The 16,196-nt window shown below is 40.3% G+C and carries 12 protein-coding genes; 10 read left to right on the forward strand and 2 right to left on the reverse strand.

Features of this window, described 5'->3' with window-relative positions:
• Window positions 1-186 precede the first annotated feature (186 nt).
• Entirely contained in the window at window positions 187-1,062 is an 876-nt protein-coding gene (locus tag V5804_RS14805) for a transglutaminase-like domain-containing protein (protein ID WP_369592174.1), read from the reverse strand.
• A 54-nt stretch (window positions 1,063-1,116) separates the two neighbouring features.
• Here V5804_RS14805 and V5804_RS14810 point away from each other — a divergent pair, with 54 nt between their 5' ends.
• Window positions 1,117-1,902 (forward strand): O-methyltransferase, encoded by a 786-nt coding sequence (locus V5804_RS14810; protein WP_369592175.1) that lies wholly within the window; start codon window positions 1,117-1,119, stop codon window positions 1,900-1,902.
• Between the two features lie 40 nt (window positions 1,903-1,942).
• On the opposite strand, the gene V5804_RS14815 is transcribed toward V5804_RS14810, so the two are convergent.
• Entirely contained in the window at window positions 1,943-3,046 is a 1,104-nt protein-coding gene (locus V5804_RS14815; RefSeq protein WP_369592176.1) for a hypothetical protein, read from the reverse strand.
• A gap of 292 nt (window positions 3,047-3,338) precedes the next feature.
• Here V5804_RS14815 and V5804_RS14820 point away from each other — a divergent pair, with 292 nt between their 5' ends.
• From V5804_RS14820 to V5804_RS14860, 9 genes are all read left to right on the forward strand, one after another.
• On the forward strand, window positions 3,339-4,319 hold the full coding sequence (locus V5804_RS14820) for a deoxyhypusine synthase family protein (protein ID WP_369592177.1): 981 nt from the start codon (window positions 3,339-3,341) through the stop codon (window positions 4,317-4,319).
• Between the two features lie 250 nt (window positions 4,320-4,569).
• Window positions 4,570-5,853 (forward strand): cytochrome c3 family protein, encoded by a 1,284-nt coding sequence (locus V5804_RS14825; RefSeq protein ID WP_369592178.1) that lies wholly within the window; start codon window positions 4,570-4,572, stop codon window positions 5,851-5,853.
• A gap of 43 nt (window positions 5,854-5,896) precedes the next feature.
• The gene (locus V5804_RS14830; RefSeq protein ID WP_369592179.1) at window positions 5,897-8,938 is read left to right on the forward strand and encodes a TAT-variant-translocated molybdopterin oxidoreductase; all 3,042 of its coding nucleotides are present in this window, start codon (window positions 5,897-5,899) and stop codon (window positions 8,936-8,938) included.
• 26 nt (window positions 8,939-8,964) lie between these two features.
• Window positions 8,965-10,434: an NrfD/PsrC family molybdoenzyme membrane anchor subunit gene (nrfD, locus tag V5804_RS14835; RefSeq protein WP_369592180.1), complete on the forward strand. Its 1,470-nt coding sequence runs from the start codon at window positions 8,965-8,967 to the stop codon at window positions 10,432-10,434.
• A gap of 2 nt (window positions 10,435-10,436) precedes the next feature.
• The gene (locus tag V5804_RS14840) at window positions 10,437-10,973 is read left to right on the forward strand and encodes a DUF3341 domain-containing protein (RefSeq protein WP_369592181.1); all 537 of its coding nucleotides are present in this window, start codon (window positions 10,437-10,439) and stop codon (window positions 10,971-10,973) included.
• On the forward strand, window positions 10,966-11,544 hold the full coding sequence (locus tag V5804_RS14845; RefSeq protein WP_369592182.1) for a cytochrome c: 579 nt from the start codon (window positions 10,966-10,968) through the stop codon (window positions 11,542-11,544). Before V5804_RS14840 ends, V5804_RS14845 begins: the two co-directional genes overlap by 8 nt.
• A gap of 14 nt (window positions 11,545-11,558) precedes the next feature.
• Window positions 11,559-12,809, forward strand: coding sequence for a quinol:cytochrome C oxidoreductase (locus tag V5804_RS14850; protein WP_369592183.1), 1,251 nt, complete (start codon window positions 11,559-11,561; stop codon window positions 12,807-12,809).
• A 217-nt stretch (window positions 12,810-13,026) separates the two neighbouring features.
• Window positions 13,027-14,238, forward strand: a complete 1,212-nt coding sequence (locus tag V5804_RS14855; RefSeq protein ID WP_369592184.1) for a cytochrome c oxidase subunit II — start codon at window positions 13,027-13,029, stop codon at window positions 14,236-14,238.
• 11 nt (window positions 14,239-14,249) lie between these two features.
• Window positions 14,250-16,148 carry a cbb3-type cytochrome c oxidase subunit I gene (locus V5804_RS14860; protein ID WP_369592185.1) on the forward strand — a complete coding sequence of 633 codons (1,899 nt, stop codon included), beginning with the start codon at window positions 14,250-14,252 and terminating at the stop codon, window positions 16,146-16,148.
• Window positions 16,149-16,196: the final 48 nt, after the last annotated feature.

Genomic DNA, 16,196 nt, shown 5'->3' on the forward strand with positions numbered 1-16,196 from the left:
CGCTTGGATGGACGGCTTTAAGGGATTGGTTATCAGATATGAAGTCCTATCCAGGAACTGGATGGCGATGCACTGGATGGCATTCTGCGTATTTTTCCTCAGAAGAATTAACAAAAAAATAAAAGTTTAAACAACTTCAATATAAAGGTAGATAAACTAATTTGTTTTCTATATATAACAGAAATTTTATGAATGCAAATGATCCTCACTCGCAATCACCAGCAATTCCGTTAACTCATTTGCTTTCTCCGTTAAGCCGGAGTTTTCATAAGAACTGATCAAGTTCCGCAAAATCCGTTTGATAATATCCAAGTTGCTGCAAGGTTCGTAGTACTGCGGTTCGGGTTTTAGGTTGAGTTGTTTCAGGAACATATCTACGTCGCGTTTCCCAAAAATAAAACCTTTGTTAAAAGTGTTGATGTAGAACAAAACGCCGTTGTCGGTTTCCAGGTGTTCGTTTTCATCTACATAAGCCAGGATAAAATGTTGCGGTAAATTCACACCAAAAACCGGGATGTCCAGCTTTTGCGCGATAACCGAATAGATCACGGCCAGCGAAATTTGGTTTCCCTTTTTCATTTCCATCACCTGGCTGAGGTAAGAGTTTTGTGGGTCCTGGTGGTTGGCGGTGTTGCCGCTGAAACCATAAATGTTGTAAAAAACATGGTTCATCAGCTTTACTTTCTCAACCGGACTGGCTTCGTACAGCATTTGCAGCCAAACATCGCGTTTAATGGCTTCAATCTGGTTAATGATTTTCTGCTCGTCCAAATCCGGATACTGGTATTTATTGATGATTAATGCGCCGCGCAGTAAATCAAACGCGCCGCTTTGGCACCACAATTTCAAATCGTTTTTTAGGTTCGAAAACTGAATTTCGTGCACCAGTTCGGCAATGCGTTCCTGCAAAACCGGGTCGAAAGCACTTTCCCAGGCTTCTTCCAAATGGCTGATCACTTCGGCACCATAAGAAAAAAGTTTTTGATGCACGTGGCTATATATTTCCTGGTCGGGGTCGTCCAGTAATTTTACTAAAGAATGTATTTCAGTTGGGTTGATCATAAACAAGAGACCGGTTTAACAACAATTATTTCAAATATAAATTATCTTTGGCGCATGTTCAACTGGCGGTTTGCACGCGATTACTTCAAACATTACTTTTTTGCAAAAAGCAGGCATGGCGTGCACTCGCCTTTTGTGTACGAGCTGGTTGATGATGTGATATACGATTTTAGTGCCAAAACCGATTACCTGCCAATCGAGCAGATACGGCAGCAGTTGCTGCAAAGCAAAGCCAAAGTAACCATTGTGGATTTGGGCGCTGGTTCGCACACCAATAAAAGCACGGTAAAAGAAGTACGGGAAATTGCCAAAAACGTGCTGAAATCGCCGCGGCTGGCACAATTGATTTTTCGTTTGGTGGCACATTTCGAACCGAAAAACCTGGTCGAACTGGGCACTTGTTTGGGCGTAACTTCTTTGTATTTAAATCAGGCCAATCCTGCTGCAAAAATTACCACGGTTGAAGGCTGCCGCGAAATTGCTGATGTGGCTGCCAAGAATTTTGCCATCATGGAAGCCAAAAACGTTGATTTGGTGGTCGGTAATTTTGACGATGTTTTGCCGCAAGTGCTGGAAAAAGAACCGCACATTGATTTTGTTTTTATTGATGGCAACCATACCGAAGCCGCAACTTTACGGTATTTTGATTGGATTTTGCCCAAAGCTTACGATAAAACCGTGATCGTTTTCGACGATATTTATTGGAGCGAAGGCATGAAAGCCGCCTGGAAAAAAATCAAACAACATCCGCAGGTTACGGTAACCATTGATTTGTTTTGGGTTGGCTTGGTTTTTTTTAAAAAAGATCAGGTAAAAGAAGATTTTAAGGTGAAGTTTTAGCTTTCGGTCTTTCTGACTTCTTTAATGCTTCTTTTATCACCTAAAAAGCTTCGCCCAAACTTAAATAAAAGCCCGATTGCCGTTTTTCGCCTGCCGGTTTTTCGCCAACGCCATAATCTGCCCGGATACTGATGCCTTTCTCTACATCAAAAAAGTAGCGCAGGCCGCCGCCGTAGTTCGGTTTTAATTGATTGAAGGTGAATACGGAATTATAAACGGTTCCTGTTCCGCCAAAACCAACTGCAGCAATTCGGTCGCTTAAACGGTAGCGCAGTTCTGATTGCAAAGCAATGATATATTTATCCCGGAAACGGCCGCCGTAATAACCGCGCATCAATTGGTCGTTGCCCAAAGTTTGCAGTAAATAAAAAGGCGTATTGCTGCCGGTTGTAAACTGGTAACTGCCGTTAAAAGCCAGAACGAGTTTTTTGGAAATCGAATTAAACTGCCGAAAATCGAAGTTAAAGTAAGCGCCGTTATAATCGCTTCGGTTGATGCTGCTTACCAAACCACCGTTTAAGTTTGCGTAAAAACCGTTTAACGTGTAAGTGTTAGTGTTGCGGTTATCAAAAATCAAACTCGGTCCGTAAAACAAACTGCCGCCGCCTTGTTTCCCCGGAAGGCTGATATTGATCAATTGATCTTTGAAAGAATAATCCTCATAATCAGCATTTAAGCCTAAAAAAACATGGGTAAAAACAGCTTTCTCGGCACCGGCAATCGCATGAAACCGCTTTTGGGTGAGCAAGGTTTTGTTGCTGCTTCGTGTATCATTCCCAATCCCGTAAAAGTTAAAAGGAAAGTTCGAGTAGCCTATATCAGCCGTTAAATGATAGGTATTTGCGGGAAGCCAATAATCTGTTTTTAAGCTGATGCGGCTTTGGTTTTTAAAGGTATAAGAAACCGGCAAGTACAGGTTGGAAACTTTGGTGTTTTTGTGCGAAGTATCTGTATAAAAAGAATACAAAGCGGCAAAACCCAACTCCAAACCTGTTTCCTGCGAATAGGCAACCAACGGCAAAGGCAGCAAACTGCTTCTTTTACTGCTGTCTTTTTCGAGAAAAATTTTTCTGATAAAACGAGGTTGTGCGCCGGCAAAATGCGTACAAAGAAAAATAGGCAGTAAAAACAGTATCCGTTTCATGAAATATCGGCTGCGAAGATAGCCGATCTGCCGGTTGTACGTGCGGAATACAGCAAGTTGTTTAAATTTTGGGGGCTGTTTAAATTTGTACAATGAAAAATGTCCTACTTCTTTTATCGGGCAAAAATTGGTGTTGCATATAGTGAACAAATCAAGTACACCAATTTTTATGCGGTAAAAGAAGCATCAACTTAAAAAAGAGGGCCAGAAAAAAGTTTAAACAACTTCTGTTTTAGGATCAAATACGGTTAGGGTAAAATGTATATTTTTGCAAAAATTTAACCATAACAAAATGAGTATAGAAAGAGGGCCAATATCTCAATTCATAGAAAAGCAATACCGCCATTTTAACGCCGCTGCTTTGGTAGATGCCGCAAAAGGCTACGAAACACATTTGCTGGAAGGCGGAAAAATGATGGTAACCATTGCCGGTGCGATGAGTACGGCCGAACTGGGAATTTCATTGGCAGAAATGATCCGTCAGGATAAAATTGCCATTATTTCCTGCACCGGTGCGAATTTGGAAGAAGATATTATGAACTTGGTGGCGCATTCGCATTACAAACGGGTGCCGAATTACCGCGATTTAAGCCCGCAGGACGAGTGGGATTTGTTGGAAAACCATTACAACCGCGTTACGGATACGTGCATCCCAGAGGAAGAAGCTTTCCGCCGTTTGCAAAAGCACATTTACCAGATCTGGAAAGATGCCGACGATAAAGGCGAGCGCTATTTTCCGCACGAATACATGTACAAAATTTTGAACAGTGGCGAGTTGGAACAGTATTACGAAATTGACCCGAAAAATTCCTGGATGCTGGCTGCTGCTGCCAAAAACTTGCCGATTGTGGTTCCGGGCTGGGAAGATTCTACGATGGGGAATATTTTTGCTTCTTACGTCATCAAAAACGAGATTAAAGCCTCGACCATGAAAAGCGGTATTGAATACATGGCCTGGCTGGCGGATTGGTACGTGAAAAATTCGGACGGAAAAGGTTTAGGATTTTTCCAGATTGGCGGCGGTATTGCCGGCGATTTCCCGATTTGCGTTGTGCCAATGTTGTACCAGGACATGGAAATGCAGAACATCCCGTTCTGGAGCTACTTCTGCCAGGTTTCGGATTCGACCACATCTTATGGCTCTTATTCGGGTGCTGTACCAAACGAAAAAATCACCTGGGGAAAACTGGATATCCATACGCCTAAATTTATTGTCGAATCTGATGCAACCATTGTTGTCCCGCTGATATTTGCCTGGATTTTAAAACAATAATTTTGGTATGCAAATTTTTGTACGATAAAAGAAGCATCGGTACAAACAATTTGAAGCAAAACAGCCTTAAAATAAGTTCAAATAGGTCAGTTTTTGTACTTATTTAGAATGAGTATAAATTGGTATTAACAGTCATCATACTGTCAGTGATATTTTTATAAGTTATACTTTTGTGAACCGGAAATAGTAGGATAATAGCTTGTTTTTCTGTTTTCGGTTCTTCAATTACATTAAAAGCATAATATACCCTATGAGAAATGTCTCATTGATTTTAAAACAAATTTCAAGGTTGCTGTTCATCGTTGCAGGTTTTGTTCTGGTGCAAACTGCTGCTTATGCACAAGACCCAGCAAAAGGCGAGGCTTTGTTTAAAAGCAGCAATTGCGGTTCGTGCCATAAAATTGATGTACGGATGACTGGCCCGGCGTTGGGGCCAACCATTACTTCGGAGCCGGACGAGGCCTATCTGATCAAATGGATACAGAACAACCAGGCTTTGATCGCGGCCAAAAACCCAAAAGCGCTGAACATTTACAACGAGTACAACCAGTCGCAAATGAGTGTGTTTACAAACCTGAGCGATCAGGATGTAAAAGACATTTTGGGCTATGTAAAAGACCAGTGGAAAAAAGTTCAGGCTGCAAAAGCTACGCCAGCGGTTGGTTCTGGTGCTAACGGCCCTTCCGGTGCTGATTCAGGCCCGAGCAGTACAATGCTTTTTGGTTTGATCGGTGTTATTGTTGTAGCGTTTTTGGTGATCCTGGTTTTAAATCGGGTAATTGGTACGCTGGAAAGGTTGCTGATGCAAAAACAAGGCCTTTTGCCAGAAGATATAGAAGAAGAAACAGCGAAACCAGCCGTAGACCGTTTAGCCACGGTTAAACTTTTAGCCAAGAACAAAAAGTTTGTGTTCTTTTTGGTGCTGTGTTCTGTAGTTGGTTTAGGAAGCTGGACATGGGTTACGCTTTGGAACACTAACGTACACCAAGGCTATCAGCCGGTACAGCCGATCAAATATTCGCACCAGTTACATGCCGGTGCCATGAAAATTGATTGTCAATACTGCCACTCCGGTGCTTATAAATCTAAAAATGCAAGTATTCCTTCTTTAAATATTTGTATGAACTGCCACAAAGTGGTTAAAACAGAATCCCCGGAGATACAAAAAATTTATAATGCTTTAGGTTATGATCCGCAAACACAAAAATATGATAGTACCAAAGCAAGGCCAATTCAATGGGTGCGTATCCATAACCTGCCGGATTTTGCCTACTTCAACCACTCACAGCATGTAAAGGTTGGCGGTATCCGGTGCCAGACTTGCCACGGTCAGATTCAGGAAATGCAGGAAGTTTACCAGTATTCCCCTTTAACTATGAAATGGTGTATCCAATGCCACAGACGTACTGAAGTGAATTACAAAGGCAACGCTTACTATGACCGTATGGTTGACGTACATGACCGCATTAAGCGCGGTGAAAAAGTTACGATTGCCTCTATCGGTGGTATTGAGTGTGGCAAATGTCATTATTGATTTTTAACAAATAGCATTTACAATTACAGTTTACAAAGCTTAAATGGAAAGCAATAAAAAGTACTGGAAAGGTTTAGAGGAATTAAATAATTCGCCTGAGTTTGTCGAGATGAACAAAAGCGAGTTTGCTGAGCCACTTCCAATAGAAGAAATTTTAAGCGGAGCAGGGCTTATGGCCAAAACCCCGCGACGTGATTTCTTAAAAGCACTGGGGTTTGGTGTTGGCGCGGTAACATTAGCGGCCTGCCAAAAAGTTCCGGTACATAAATCAATCCCGTATTTAATCAAACCGGAGGAAGTTACGCCGGGTGTTGCAAATTACTACACCTCCAGTTACAATGGCCAGGCTATTCTGGTAAAAACCCGGGAAGGACGACCTATTAAAATTGAAGGCAATCCGGATGACTTAATCGGACGCGGTGCAATTGACGCACCCGGACAAACTTCTGTTCTCGATTTATACGATATATCACGTTTACAAAACCCAGTGTTAAACAAAGACGAATCTTCCTGGGAAATGGTTGATGGTTTTGTAACAAAAGAATTAGCTGCGGTAGCTGCAGGCGGAAAAAAGATCAGGATTGTTTCTTCTACCGTTCACAGCCCTTCTACCCAAGCGGTGATTGCTGCTTTTACCGCCAAATATCCTACAACTAAACTAATCAATTACGATCCGATTTCTTATACCGGCATTATCCAAGCCAATCAAAACAGTTTTGGCAAAGCAGTTCTGCCGCATTATCATTTTGAAAAAGCTGATGTAATTGTAAGTTTTGACGCTGATTTTTTAGGCACTTGGATCTCTCCTGTTGAATTTATGCGCCAATGGGTGACCAATAGAAACAACGCTTCTTTAGAGAGTAAAAAAATGTCGCGCCATATTCAGTTTGAAGCTGGTATGAGTTTGACAGGTACTAACGCGGATACCAGGGTTCCTATTAAACCTTCGGAAGAAGGTTTGGCTTTGGTAAGCCTGTACAATGCAATATCCGGCACTACACTTCCGGGTTCTAAACCGCTAAGCAATAAGGCAGCAGCAAATTCAATAGCCATTGCAGCAAAAGAGCTTACTGCGGCAAAAGGCAGGGCATTGGTAGTTTGTGGTTCTAACGATGTGGCCATGCAGGTTTTGGTAAATGCCATTAACTCTTTGCTTGGCAGTTACGGTACAACTATTGACTTGGATAACCCATATTTAAAATATGCTGGCAACGATGCGGAACTTGTAGAGTTTGTTAACGAAATGAAACGCGGCGAAGTTGATGCAGTATTCTTTTTAGATTCAAACCCGGGCTATGATTATTTTAATGCTAAAGATTTTACGCAGGCTTTAGCTAAAGTAAGGTTAAAGGTTTCTTTTTCTGACCGCAGCGACGAGACTTCTTCTTTGTGCCAGGTTATAGCACCAAACCACAATTATTTGGAAGCCTGGGGCGATAGCAATGCTTTTGCAGGTTATTATACCATCATTCAGCCTGCCATTAACCCGGTTTATAATTCCCGTCAGGCAGAACAGAGTTTTTTAGTTTGGGCCGATAGCCCGGTTAAAGATTACTACGCTTTTGTAAGGAATAATTGGCTAACCAATTTATTGCCTAAAGTTGGTTTATCCGGCCAAGCAGGATGGGAAACGCTTTTGCAAAAAGGGTTGATAAAAACAGCAGATGTACCTGCAACTACTTATAGTTTTAATAAAGATTTAAGCGGTATTGCACAGAGCATCATCAACCGTAGCAACCAGTTGGCTGCAAACGGCAATACAGTTGAACTACAGGTTTACCCAACTATTAGCATGGGCGAAGGCAAAAGGGCCAATAACCCTTGGCTGCAGGAACTGCCAGATTCTGTTTCAAAAGTAACCTGGGACAATTATGCTGCCATCTCTCCAACCTATGCTGAAAAATTAGGGATAAAAGAAAGTGATGTTTTAAAAATAACTTCAGGCAACCATACAGTTGAGTTACCAGTTTTGATACAGCCGGGACAAGCACAGCAAACTATTTCTGTTGCCTTGGGTTATGGCCGCACTGCAAGCGGAAAAGTTGGAACAGGGGTTGGTAAAAATGCTTTTCCATTCTTGGCCTTTAAAAATGGCACTTTTCAAGGCTCGGCCCAGGCTACTATTACTGCAACAGGTGATGTTTATAATTTAGCTCAAACCCAAACCCATCATTCAGTAGAAGGACGGAATATAATCCGCGAAACTTCTTTTAATAAATATTTAAAAGATCCTTCTTCTGCAAATGGGCGCCACGAATCAGAACACAAAACTTACACGCTTTGGCCGGAATACAATCGCCCGGAATACAATTGGGTGATGGCCATTGACTTAAATTCTTGTACCGGTTGTGGTGCTTGCGTGGCTGCCTGTAATGTTGAAAACAATGTACCGGTTGTTGGCCGGGACGAAGTTCGGCGCAGACGGGAAATGCATTGGATCAGAATTGACCGTTACTACAGTTTTAAAGAGGGCAACGAATCAGTAACGGAAGAAAAAGAAATTAACAAGTTGGATAACATGGATAATGTTTCTGTGGTGTATCAGCCCATGTTTTGCCAGCATTGCGACCATGCGCCATGTGAAACAGTATGTCCGGTATTGGCAACGGTCCATTCTTCAGAAGGGTTAAACCACATGGCTTATAATCGTTGTGTTGGAACACGTTATTGTGCTAATAACTGTCCGTACAAAGTCAGAAGGTTCAACTGGTTCAATTATTGGAACGATTCCCGTTTTGATAACTATTTGAATAACGAGCATACGCAACTGGTGCTAAACCCCGATGTTACTACCCGTTTTAGGGGTGTAATGGAGAAATGTACCATGTGTATACAACGTATTCAGGGCGGTAAATTAAAGGCGAAACTTGACCAGCGAAACTTGAAAGATGGAGAAATTAAAACGGCATGTCAACAAACCTGTCCTACCAATGCAATCGTGTTCGGTAACGTAAATGATCCTGAATCTGAAGTAGCTAAATTGCTGAAAAGCGACCGTACTTATTATGTGTTGGAAGAACTTAACGTACAACCAGGAATTGGTTATCAGGTTAAAGTAAGAAATGTTAACGAAACCTTGGCTTAATTATAAATAACGAGAAACATAAGAGTATGTCATCACACGAATCTATAATAAGAGAACCTTTAATTACAGGTGATAATATTACCTACTCCAAAATAACAGATGATATTTTGGTACCAGTAGAAAATATGCCCAATAAAGCTTGGTGGATAGGCTTTACAGTAGCATCTGCAGGTGCAATGCTTTGGCTTTATGCAGTTAGCTACACTTTTTGGTATGGCATTGGTTCATGGGGTTTGAACAAAACAGTAGGCTGGGCCTGGGATATCACCGGGTTTGTTTGGTGGGTTGGTATTGGGCACGCAGGGACATTGATTTCTGCTGTACTTTTATTGTTCCGCCAAAACTGGCGGAATTCTATTAACCGTTCTGCAGAAGCAATGACGATCTTTGCGGTTATATGTGCGGCAACTTATGTTGTATCACACATGGGTCGGCCTTGGATGGCACTTTATACCCTTCCTTTACCTAACCAATATGGTTCATTATGGGTAAATTTTAACTCGCCATTAATTTGGGACGTATTTGCAATTTCAACTTACTTTTCTGTATCTTTAGTATTTTGGTACACAGGCTTGTTACCTGATATTGCTACTATCCGCGACCGTGCCACAGGTTTGCGCCGTAAAATTTATTCTGTTTTGTCATTCGGATGGAACGGTTCTGTAAAAACATGGCAACGATTTGAAGCAGTATCCCTGGTGCTGGCAGGTGTTGCAACGCCCTTAGTACTGTCAGTACATACGATAGTATCTATGGACTTTGCCACTTCCCTTGAACCAGGCTGGCATACTACCATATTTCCGCCTTACTTTGTTGCAGGGGCTATTTTTTCCGGCTTTGCTATGGTGCAAACCCTAATGTTGGTTACCCGTAAAGTATTAGGTTTTGAAAATTATATTACCATGTTCCACATTGAATCTATGAACAAAATTATTTTGTTGACAGGCTCTATTGTTGGTGTGGCTTATTTAACAGAGTTTTTTATCGCTTACTATTCCGGTGGTGAATATGAACAATACACTTTTTTAAACAGGTTTATAGGGCCTTATTGGTGGGCTGGCTGTATGATGTATGGGTGTAATGTATTAATGACACAATTAATGTGGTTTAAATCCGTACGTACAAATATTGCTCTTTCATGGGGGTTATCAATTATTGTTAACATAGGGATGTGGTTTGAGCGCTTTGTAATCATTGTAGTGTCGCTTCATCGCGATTTTCTTCCGTCAAGTTGGGCCATGTTTTATCCAACCTGGGTTGATGTAAGTGTTTTTATAGGTTCAATAGGCGTATTTTTCACCTTATTTTTATTGTTCTTGCGAGTGCTTCCGGCAGTGGCGATGGCAGAAGTAAAACTGTTACTAAAAAGCAGCAGTGAACAAGAAAAGAAAAAGCTTTTAGAACAAGGGCATGTAGTTAAAGAACAAGCCGAGTTTTACAAAGAGAATTTAATAAAGTATGACAGCGTTGAACAAGCTGAATATTCAAATATTTAATTATGGATAGCACTAAATATATACTTGGCATTTTTGATGACCCTGATGAAATGATGAAGGGCATTGATAGCCTAAAAGAAAAGGGCGTTTCTATTTACGATGTGTTTACACCAATGCCTATACATGGTATTGAAGACAAATTAGGCATAAAGGAATCTCGCTTGCCGGTTGCTGCCTTTATTTTTGGGTGTATCGGGTTGACGGCGGCATTTTGTATGTTATATTATATGTTGGTGTATGACTGGCCTATAAATATAGGAGGCAAGCCACATTTTACTGCGCCTAACTTTGTGCCTATTTGCTTTGAGTGGACTGTCTTGTTCAGCTCTTTTGGTATGGTGTTTACTTATTTTTATTCCAACCATCTATTTCCGGGGCGTACACCCAGGGTAATGGATTTAAGGGCCACTAATGATCGTTTTGTAATTGCTGTTAATGCAAAAACCAATACTCAGCATGACCAGATTGATTCTTGCTTAAAAGAAGCAGGTGCCGTAGAAATTAAACATAACGACAGAAAATATGTTAGCTATGAATAAATTTAGGATACTCAGTGTAGTTGCAGTAAGTACTGTGGTATCTGTTTTGCTTACTGCATGTGGTAAAGATAAGCGTAGTACCGGATGGGAATATGCCCCTAACATGTACGAGCATGTTGCTTACGATCCTTATCAACCCAATCCTAACTTTAAAAATGGAACAACCGCGCAAGTTCCTCCTGCTGGTACTATTCCGGTAGGTTTTGCACGGTTTGATTACCCAAATACAAAAGATGGATATGAAAGGGCCAGCGTAGAAGTTGTAAACAAATATATTGCCGATAAAAGGATACTTGCAGATGGTAAAGTACTTTTTGAGCATTTTTGCTCTCCTTGCCATGGTATTCAGGGTCAGGGGGATGGTTTGGTGGTACAACATGGTTATCCTGCCCCGCCATCTTATTCAAAAGGTACCTCCTCCAGAGGCGGGGCTATGAAAGATCTTACAGACGGTAAAATTTATCACACTATTACTTATGGTTTAAATGCTATGGGTTCTTATGCTTCCCAGTTAGATCCTGACGAACGCTGGAAAGTAATATTGTATGTCCACCAGTTACAAAAATTATAATACCAATCAAATTGATGAAAGATCTTAATTACAACCAACAGTTTGAATTTTCAGGGAAAGCTAAAACCTATAGCTTAGTAGCTATCGCAATCGGTTTTGTTGCTATTGCATTTGGAGTTTTGGCAGGACATACTGAGCGAACATTTGCCAATTTATTATTGATGAGTTACTATTTTGCATCTGTGTGTATGCAAGGGGTTTTATTTTGTGCTATCCAATATGTATCACAAGCAGGATGGTCTGTTTCTGTTATACGGATTCCACAAGCTTATGCAAAAGTTTTGCCCTACGCCGCATTTGTTTTAATTGCTGTTATAACCTTAGGGTTATTAATCAGCCATACAGTAGTGGAAGAAGGTAAAAAAATAGTGGAACCTTACCTATACGCACATTGGGCAACAAAAGGCATAGTCGTTAAAGGAAGTGAGAATTATGATGCTGTAATTGCGGCAAAATCAGGCTATTTAAATATTCCATTCTTTTTTGCCCGGTTAATTATATTCCTTGGCTTGTACAGCATATTCGGGGCAATGCTCAGCAGATATTCCAACAATGAGGATAAAGTAGGGGGTATGGTAAATTATAACAAAAGCTTTAAAGTATCCGCAATATTCTTGGTAGTATTTGGGTTTACTACCCCTCTTTTCGCTTTTGATGCGATAATGTCATTGGAGGCACACTATTATTCAACAATGTTTGGTTGGTACAATTTTGCAGCCATGTGGGTAAGCGGCCTTGCAGCCTTAACTTTAATTGCCATTATTTTAAGGCAAAATGGTTACATGACGTGGATAACAGACAATCATTTGCACGATTTAGGGAAACTGGTGTTTGCTTTCTCCATATTTTGGACATATGTTTGGTTTGCGCAATTTTTGCTTACTTACTACGCTAACATACCAGAGGAAAGCGTTTACTTTTACAGAAGATGGGAACCTGAGTTTAAGCCCTGGTTTTGGTTGAATATTGTACTAAACTTCTGCGCACCCGTATTGTTGTTAATGTCACGGGATGCAAAAAGAGCAGCTACAGTTTTAAAGTATGTATGTATTGTTGTTTTATGCGGGCATTGGCTTGATTATTATTTAATGGTTATGCCAGGAACGGTTGGTGCAGCAGGAAGGGGATTTGGCATCGAAGAAATTGGGATAGCTTTAGGATTTGTAGGTTTATTTACCTTTTTGATGCTTAGTGCATTGAGTAAAACTTCGCTCGTTCCAAAAAACCACCCATTTTTAGAAGAAAGCTTAAACCATCATATTTAATAATAGCTTGTTCAAATTTAGATCAGAAAGATGTCAATGCTTCTTTTACCCTATAAAAATTGGTGTTAGTATCAACTTAAAAAAATCAGAAAACCAAGTACTTAACAATTTTAAGGTGATAAAAGAAGCATGGAAACTTTAATAAGTAAATTTTAAACAGGCTTTAAGCAACTGATTAAATATGAACAACGGGCAAAACACCTATAAAATCTTTAAAATGAAATTTCAAAAATCATTTTTTTCAAAATCACTACTTTTTAGCAGTATCAATTTATTACTGTTGTTGATTGCAAATTTTTCTTTTGCGCAAGGCACTGCGCCAACCAGTGTTAATGCACCCACAATTGATGGCACTGTTGCTGATAATTCCATGTGGATTGGTATAGGCTACAATGTATTACTGTTTTTACTGGTGTGTTTCGTCATTGCAGTGATTGGGCGCATTTTGAAAATTTACGACCTTACGCTAAAAATGCAGAATAAAAAAGGTATAAACTGGAACAGCATTATAGCAATGTCTTTCGGTGTGTTTTTATTGCTTGGCCTTTATGGTGCTTATTGGGAGTACACAGTTCACGGTAGTATGATATTGCCTGATGCCGCTTCGAAACATGGTGTTCGGATAGACGAAATGTTTAACATTACTTTGATCATTACTACAATCGTTTTTGTTGGTACACAAATAATGCTTTTTGGATTCGCATACATATACAGAGGATCACAATTGAGAAAAGCATATTTTTTACCTCACAATAACACTATTGAAAAACTTTGGACTGTTGTGCCCGCTATCGTTTTAACTATTCTGGTTGTGTTTGGCTCCATCACCTGGAAAAACATTATGGATGTTCCGGTATCAGAGCAACGGTCAGCATTAAATGTAGATGTTACTGCACATCAATTTGCTTGGGAATTAAGATACCCCGGAAAGGACAGAAAGCTTGGATTGAAAAACTCAAAGCTGTACTCAATCAATAACAAGCTTGGTGTAGATTTTAAGGATAAAAACAGTTATGACGATTTAACTGCAGACGAGATTGTAGTTCCTGTAAATAAACCTGTCCGTATTAATTTGATTGCACAGGATGTAATTCACAGCTTTTATTTACCGTGGTTTAGGGTACAAATTAACGCTGTACCAGGTTTGCCAACATTCTTCCAATTTACGCCTACCGTTACTACCGATGATATGCGCGCCAAGTTGGATAATCCCAACTTTGAATATAAACTGTACTGCAACAAAATTTGTGGCGGCAACCACTTTAACATGCAAAAGGTTTTTAGGGTGGTAAAAGAAGCAGAGTACCAGGATTGGGTATCCAAGCAAAAACCTTATTTGAGCGATCAATTAAGAAAAGAATTAAAAATGGCAGCAGCACAACCCGTTGATGCTGTTACTAAAAATAAATTAGCTTTTAATAAATTATAAGGAAAGAGGTTATGGCAACAGCATTAACAGTTAATAATCCGGAGTTGATACATGTACATGATGACCATGGACATGGCGAACACCATCATAAAGAAACATTTCTGACTAAATACGTTTTCAGTCAGGATCATAAAATGATTGCCAAACAGTTTTTAATAACTGGTATCATCATGGCCGTTATTGCCATGATCTTGTCCGTGTTGTTCCGCATCCAGTTGGCTTATCCCAATACCGCTTTTCCTTTTTTACACACATTGTTAGGAAGGTTTGCACCGGAAGGGCGTTTAGATCCAAACTTCTACCTATCCTTAGTTACCATACATGGTACCATCATGGTGTTTTTTGTGCTAACTGCAGGCTTAAGTGGTACTTTTAGCAATCTTTTAATCCCTTTGCAATTAGGTGCACGGGATATGGCTTCCCCATTTTTAAACATGTTGTCTTACTGGTTTTTCTTTACGGCCTGTATTATCATGTTAAGCTCCTTTTTTGTGCAAAAAGGCCCTGCAGGTGGTGGATGGACAATTTATCCTCCTTTATCTGCCTTGCCAAAAGCGATGCCAGGCTCAGAAATGGGAATGACTTTATGGCTAACAAGCATGGTGCTTTTTGTTGCTTCGCAATTAATGGGAGGTATCAATTATATCAGTACGATATTAAACATGCGTACAAAAGGTATGGACCTATGGAAAATGCCTTTAACCATTTGGGGGTTTTTTGTAACCGCAATTTTAGGCGTATTGTCTTTCCCGGTACTGGTTGCAGGTGTAGTGTTATTGGTTTTTGACAGAAGTATGGGAACAAGCTTCTATCTTTCTGATATTGTTTTGAACGGGTCAGTATTACCTAACGAAGGCGGCAGTCCTATTTTATTCGAACATTTGTTCTGGTTCCTTGGTCACCCGGAAGTGTATATCGTGATTATGCCTGCAATGGGTATCGTATCAGAAGTAATGGCTGTTAATGCACGCAAGCCTGTATTTGGTTACCATGCCATGGTTTATTCTTTGATCGGTATTACAGTTTTGTCTTTTATTGTATGGGGGCACCATATGTTCGTAACTGGTATGAACCCTTTTCTCGGTGGCGTTTTCATGATAACCACTTTAATTATTGCGGTTCCATCGGCAGTAAAAACCTTTAATTGGCTGGCTACTTTATGGCGGGGCAATATCCGTTTCACACCTGCCATGATGTTTTCAATTGGTTTTGTTTCTTTCTTTATCTCTGGTGGATTGACCGGTATATTCTTAGGTAATTCTGCTTTAGATATTAACTTACACGATACTTACTTCGTAGTTGCCCACTTCCACTTGGTAATGGGTTCGGCTGCTATATTTGGTATGTTGGCTGGCGTTTATCACTGGTTTCCAAAAATGTTCGGACGGTTAATGGATGAAAAATTAGGCTACCTGCATTTTTGGCTAACTTTCATAGGGGCTTATTTGGTTTTCTTCCCGATGCACTTTATGGGTTTGGACGGCGTTCCTCGTCGGTATTATGCTTTTACAGAATTTGAATCAATGAAGCAGTGGTTATCCGTTAACACGTTTATTACCTGGGCTGCAATTATGTCTGCATTAGCGCAAGTAGCATTTTTGTACAACTTCTTTTCCTCCATATTTTTTGGTAGAAAGGCTTCCCAAAACCCTTGGAATGCAAATACTTTGGAATGGACAACACCGATAGAACGTATCCACGGAAACTGGCCAGGAGAAATACCAACTGTTTATCGTTGGCCATATGACTACAGTAAACCAGGACATGACCAGGATTTTATTCCGCAAACTGTACCTTTCTCTCAAACTTTAAATTCAAACTTACCACATGATTTTGAAGATGACCCGGAAGTAGAGAAATTGCAAACTGAATGGCTAAAGAAAAATTCTCCGTCTCAGGAAGTAAAATAAAAACTGAACAATATAATTTTATTTGATTCAAGGGTATTTATGCAGGAA

It is taken from the genome of Mucilaginibacter sp. (assembly GCF_041088075.1).
Lineage (GTDB): Bacteria > Bacteroidota > Bacteroidia > Sphingobacteriales > Sphingobacteriaceae > Mucilaginibacter_A.

Bases quoted from the DNA above. Each gene is read 5' to 3' on its own strand.
- V5804_RS14805 (WP_369592174.1), bottom strand. From the start codon at position 1,062: ATGATCAACCCAACTGAAATACATTCTTTAGTAAAATTACTGGACGAC.
- V5804_RS14810 (WP_369592175.1), top strand. From the start codon at position 1,117: ATGTTCAACTGGCGGTTTGCACGCGATTACTTCAAACATTACTTTTTT.
- V5804_RS14815 (WP_369592176.1), bottom strand. From the start codon at position 3,046: ATGAAACGGATACTGTTTTTACTGCCTATTTTTCTTTGTACGCATTTT.
- V5804_RS14820 (WP_369592177.1), top strand. From the start codon at position 3,339: ATGAGTATAGAAAGAGGGCCAATATCTCAATTCATAGAAAAGCAATAC.
- V5804_RS14825 (WP_369592178.1), top strand. From the start codon at position 4,570: ATGAGAAATGTCTCATTGATTTTAAAACAAATTTCAAGGTTGCTGTTC.
- V5804_RS14830 (WP_369592179.1), top strand. From the start codon at position 5,897: ATGGAAAGCAATAAAAAGTACTGGAAAGGTTTAGAGGAATTAAATAAT.
- nrfD (WP_369592180.1), top strand. From the start codon at position 8,965: ATGTCATCACACGAATCTATAATAAGAGAACCTTTAATTACAGGTGAT.
- V5804_RS14840 (WP_369592181.1), top strand. From the start codon at position 10,437: ATGGATAGCACTAAATATATACTTGGCATTTTTGATGACCCTGATGAA.
- V5804_RS14845 (WP_369592182.1), top strand. From the start codon at position 10,966: ATGAATAAATTTAGGATACTCAGTGTAGTTGCAGTAAGTACTGTGGTA.
- V5804_RS14850 (WP_369592183.1), top strand. From the start codon at position 11,559: ATGAAAGATCTTAATTACAACCAACAGTTTGAATTTTCAGGGAAAGCT.
- V5804_RS14855 (WP_369592184.1), top strand. From the start codon at position 13,027: ATGAAATTTCAAAAATCATTTTTTTCAAAATCACTACTTTTTAGCAGT.
- V5804_RS14860 (WP_369592185.1), top strand. From the start codon at position 14,250: ATGGCAACAGCATTAACAGTTAATAATCCGGAGTTGATACATGTACAT.